Raw genomic sequence first — 5254 nt, forward strand, 5'->3', positions numbered from 1 at the left:
CAACATCCCTGTTGCCGACGCTTTCAAAAACCAATCCCCAGCACCTTCCCTTATCACCGGAATATTCCACGTTGTAAGCAGAGCTTCTCTGACTTACGGAGTATCGGAATTTAATGCGAAGGCGGAGTGCTCGGCCGCCTCTTTGCTGGCTAAAAAGTGCCTCGACAGTGGCGGGAAATGTATTTTACTTCCAGCCTGCCAACACAATCTTGCCAATGGTTCGACCGGCTTCCAGTTGCTGGTGCGCCAAGCGTAAATTAGCTGCGTTAATCGGTTCAATGGTATCCCCGACCGTCGTGATCAGATTCTCCTGATCAATCAATTCCGCAATACGATTCAGAATCTCTTGCTGACGAATCATATCGTCGGTCTGGAACATACTGCGGGTGAACATGAACTCCCACACAAAGGTCGCACTCTTCGATTTCAGCAGGTCGATTTCCAGGGGGGCGGTGTTTTCCACAATCGTGCAGATTTTTCCCTGGGGCTTGATCGCGTTGGCCATTGCCGGAAAGTGCTGATCGGTATTGTTCAGGCAGAGGATAAAATCTACCGCATCAATACCGATGTCTTTCAGCTCCCCATCAATCGGGTTGCGGTGATTGACCACGTGCCTTGCCCCCATCTGCTTCACCCACATGGAAGACTTGGTGCGCGAGGCCGTGGCGATCACATTCAGCTTGCCGAGCTTGCGCGCCAGCTGAATCGCAATGGAACCCACACCGCCAGCGCCACCAATAATCAGCAGCGACTTGCCCGCATCCTCTCCGGTCGGGGAAATACCCAAACGCTCGAACAGCGCCTCCCAGGCGGTGAGACTGGTCAGCGGCAGGGCGGCAGCCGCCTGGAAGTCCTGGGTGCGTGGCATCGTGCCGACAATGCGCTCGTCGATCAGCTGATACTCGCTGTTGCATCCGGGGCGGGTGATATCACCCGCGTAAAACACCCGGTCGCCGACCTTGTAGTGTTCCACCTCGCTGCCCACTGCCGCCACTTCGCCAGCTGCATCCCAGCCAAGAATCTTGGGCGTGGTTTCGGTGACAGGCTCACCTTTGGGCGCGCGCACCTTGGTATCCACGGGATTGACCGCGATGGCCTTTACCGAAACCAGAAGGTCCCGGGGGCCGGGATGGGGTTTATCGATTTGCAGGTCGAGCAGGGATTCCTGATTGTCGATGGGCAGGTACTGAAAAAGGCCGACAGCTTTCACGTGGGATCTCCATATCCGTTGGGGGCAATCGATATCCGTAATTCAATTTTCGCGCCAGCCTGGGTGTCAGCCAGCAGCGCGCGATGTTGCGCTAAATCGGAAAACGCCGTGGCAGTTTAGATGAGCGGGACAGGGACGGCCTTGATTTGGCTCAGACTTCCGCGGGCGTAGAGGAGGTGGAAGAGACGCTGGAAGACGAGGGCGAAGCGCCAGTACGGCCATTAGCCCGGTTGGATTTGCGCACCGCCTGCGCCGTGGTGCGCCGTTTCAATTGTCGCTTCTGCCACCACAGGTAGAGACCGGTGCCGAACAGCAGGGCAGGGGCAAAGCCTGCCAGCAATACCAGCCAGCGGCCCACGATACCCAGGGCGTCGCCGTTGTGCAGCGGGAACTGCCAGCGCAGGATTTTGTTACCCAGCGCAATCTCGGTGACATTCTGCGACATCAGCAATTCACCGCTGTACTGGTCCACTCGCGCGACACTGGCGCCATAGTTGGTCCAGGCTTCACCGGCAGCGCGGAAGCTCAGGCCGTAGCTGTCACCTGCGTCGCGCGGCAGATAGATACGTTTCAGCTCGCCACCGGGAAAGGCCGCGTGGGCGATGGCAACCGCCTGATCGGCAGAGATCGGCGTGCCGCTATCGCTACCGGAGCCCGGCAGGGCGGGGCGGGGTTCAACCTTGAACAGGGTGCCCACCACGGCTTCGACCTGCACCGGGAATACCAGGGTAACCCCGGAAAAACTGATCATCAGCAACAACGGCAGAAAGTAGATACCGAACACCTTGTGCACATCAAAGTAAAAACGGAAGCGGTTGCCGCTGCGGGAAATGGAAAACGCGCGCTTCCACTTACCCTTACTGGTCTTGCTCTTTTTAGGCCACCACAGCACTGCTCCGGTGATACAGAACACCATCAGCAGCAGGCCCATAAAGCCCACTACCGTCTTGCCATTTTTACCGGAGAGCAGGGTGTAGTGCAGTCGGTACAGCCAGGTCATGGTGTATTCCGGCGTGCCCCAACCGCGCACCGCGAGCACTTCCGCATCTGTCGGGGAGACGGCGACCTCGATGGGACCGGGCGCACCCTCGGGCGTCGGAAAACGCACCACATGCGGACTGCCGGGCTGACGCTGGGTCATCAGGCGGGTAGGGGTAGGATTGCCGGGAACCGCGGCCTGGGCGGCGGCAAAAATTTCCGCGTAGCTGGCCGGTTGTGCAGACGGGTTGAAGGCAACCGTCTGCGGCGCGAGGGTTTCATCCAGGGCGTGATCGAACACCAGCAGGCTGCCGGTGAGTCCGATCAGTGACAGCAGCAAGCCGAGGGTCAGGCCCGCGTACTTGTGCAGGATGAAAAACGTTTTGCGCATGGCGTGGAAGCTTGTTTTGGTTCGCGGGCAGGGCAGGCTCCTACGGACTCTACTGTAGGAGCCTGCCCTGCAGGCGAAAAATCTCCGCGTTTACCGCAGATCAGAACACTTTTGAGTAAGACAGGTTCACACTGCGGCCCAGGCCCTTGAAGTTGCGCACATCATTGCCCGCGGTCTGGGAGTAGTAGGTGAAGTAGTCTTCGTTGGTCAGGTTCTGCAGACCCACGGCGAACTCGCCACCCAGTGCTTTCAGCTGGGCGCTGGCATCGATGATGGTATAGCCGTCGAACTCGGTGGTGACTTCACCGGCGCTGTTTTCAAAGTCGCGGTCCAGCAGCCAGTTGGCCTGCAGGCGAGTGCTGAAATCTTCGGTCCAGTTGCGTGCCCAGCTCAGGTTAAAGCGGTTGGGAGAGATGTTGCGACCGTCGAGATCGGTGTCCACTTTGCCGTCCTGATCGGAGTCGTAGCGGCCTTTGGTGTAGGCGTAACGCACTTCCAGGGTATCGGTATCGGTGGCGAACCACTGGCCGCGCATTTCCGCACCATCGATATCGGTCTTTTCCCGTTTCACGCTGTAGACACCGTCACTGCCCAGCGCCAGGCGCTGTCCAAAGTCGGAGTCGGAAGAGTAAACCGCGACCTGTACGCCGAACAGTTCGTTATTGATATCCAACCCCAGCTCGTGGTTCTGGGTCAGGATCGGCTTCAGCTCGAGGAAGCTCTCCGCATCCAGGCCCGGCTGGTTGATACCGCGCAGCACCCGGCCCACGTCGGGCATGGAGAAGCCTTCGGAGTAGTTGGCGTAGATACGCAGGCCTTCCGCGACTGCGTAGGTAGCGCCGATATTACCCAGGGTCTCGCTGAATTCCGGGTTGCCGCCCTCTACAAACTGGCTGCCGTAAGACGCCAGGGTGGTGAAGTCGTCGACGTTCAGTTTGGAGCGCTCGTGGCGCACACCGGCGGTAATGGTCAGCTTGTCGATGCCGCTGAACTCGACCTGCGCATAAGGCGCTGTGCTTTTGTATTTGGTCGGCGGCACCCAGGCGCGGCCGGTCTGCACCAACTGCTGCCAGGTCTCGTCCTGCAGCAGGTCGATACCGTAAGCGAGGCTGATTGCGCTGCCGGCGATGTCGTCCTTGATCAGGGTCAGTTTCAGGCCGCGTTTTTCCGAGTTGTTCTGGGACTGGTCGAATATGTCTTCGCCGTAGGCCGGGTCCTGGAATGTGGCGAAGGCGCCACCGCCGTAGGTGCCGGCAAAGTCCTGGGAAAAAACCTGCGCGCGCAGCTTCTGGCCGAACAGGTCTTCGTTGGTGTACTGCAGGTTGACGGTAGTCACCTCGTTGGACGGCGCATCCCCGGGTACCGGTGCCTCGATCGCGGTGGTGGCAATGCCTTCGCTGATATCGCCATCCACGCTCAGCCAGTTGTTGTTACCTTCCACCAGAAAGCGGTTCACAGTCAGCTGTACACGCTGCTCGTCCCAGCTGTAGCCGGTCTTGATAAAGGCGTTGGTGGTTTCGCTGTCCATGGTATCGCCCTGGGTGTTGTCGAAACCGACAATGTCCCCGTTGGCGTCGTAGCCCACACCGCTGTTGCGGTAGGTAAAGCTGGCCAGCACGTCGACGTCATCGACCTTGCCGGAGACACTGTAGCTGCCGTTGTAGCCCGCGGATTCACCCACATCTTCGGTCTGCAGTGCGGTTTCAACGCGCACGCTCTGCTGGAATTCGTCGCTGGGAGTGCGGGTCACCAGGTTGATGATGCCGCCGGAGGCGCCCATGCCGTGGATGGCGTTGGCACCGTGAATAACTTCCACACGCTTCAGTACCAGCGGATCGATGGTGTGACCGTCGCGGCCGCCGTTGCGCAGCGGGTTGGACTGGGGCACGCCGTCGATCAGGTACAGCGGCTTGCGGCCGCGCAGGCTCTCGCCGGAGCTGGTCATCTTCTGGCGGCTTGGGGAGAAGCTGGGAATCAGGTTGCCGAGAATGGTGGACAGGTCACTGGTGGTGGCCATCTGGCTGGTCAGTTCCTGCTGGTCGATCAGGGTCACCGTATTCGGGATCGAGCTCAGGGGCTTTTCGGTGCGGCTTGCAGTAACCACTACCTCCTCTTCGATTTGCTGGTCGCTGCTGCTTTCCGCGCCGAGCGCGCTGGCACTGGCGGCGATGATGGACAGGGCGAGGGAGGTCTTCAGGTAGCGCATCCGGGGCTCCTAGATTGGTACAAGCTAATTTTTCTGTCTTAAAGAGGCGGCAGGGGAGGGCCCCGTTTACGTTCGTTGCCGAGGCTCGCCGCCGTTGAGGAGGGCGATAATAGTTAAAATGAGAATCGATATCAATCGCAATTTTGTGTGGGGTGGAATGGGGAGCGGGGGTAGGTGCATACTTATTATTAATGCGTGCGATTCCGGCTCGGCGCGAGATTGGCGCAAATCAACTCCACGCAGTCGTCGTCTTTCTTCTTATAATGGGACTCGGCATGGGGAAGAGCGGTAATCACAACGGTATGGGCACCGATGTGAGAATTAGTGCCAAAAGTGGCTTGACTCCCTAAGGTCTCACCCATAGAATGCGCAGCCTCTTGAGCGGTCGGGGCAACCCGTCGCAGGAAGTCGAACATCTTACCAGGGGTCGACTTTCAGGGTGTAGGTGCGGGGTGGAGCAGCCTGGTAG

The 5254-nt window shown here is 59.1% G+C and carries 3 protein-coding genes; all 3 read right to left on the reverse strand.

Annotation, left to right across the window (positions count from 1 at the left end):
* Positions 1–184: 184 nt before the first annotated feature.
* A complete protein-coding gene (locus tag B4U49_RS01325; RefSeq protein WP_078082788.1) occupies positions 185–1210 on the reverse strand; it encodes a zinc-binding alcohol dehydrogenase family protein in 1026 nt (341 codons plus the stop codon).
* Between the two features lie 151 nt (positions 1211–1361).
* The gene (locus B4U49_RS01330) at positions 1362–2579 is read right to left on the reverse strand and encodes a PepSY-associated TM helix domain-containing protein (protein ID WP_078082789.1); all 1218 of its coding nucleotides are present in this window, start codon (positions 2577–2579) and stop codon (positions 1362–1364) included.
* 100 nt (positions 2580–2679) lie between these two features.
* Positions 2680–4785, reverse strand: coding sequence for a TonB-dependent receptor (locus B4U49_RS01335; RefSeq protein ID WP_078082790.1), 2106 nt, complete (start codon positions 4783–4785; stop codon positions 2680–2682).
* Positions 4786–5254: the final 469 nt, after the last annotated feature.

Origin of the sequence: Microbulbifer mangrovi (genome assembly GCF_002009015.1) — a bacterium.
Classification (GTDB): Bacteria; Pseudomonadota; Gammaproteobacteria; order Pseudomonadales; family Cellvibrionaceae; genus Microbulbifer; species Microbulbifer mangrovi.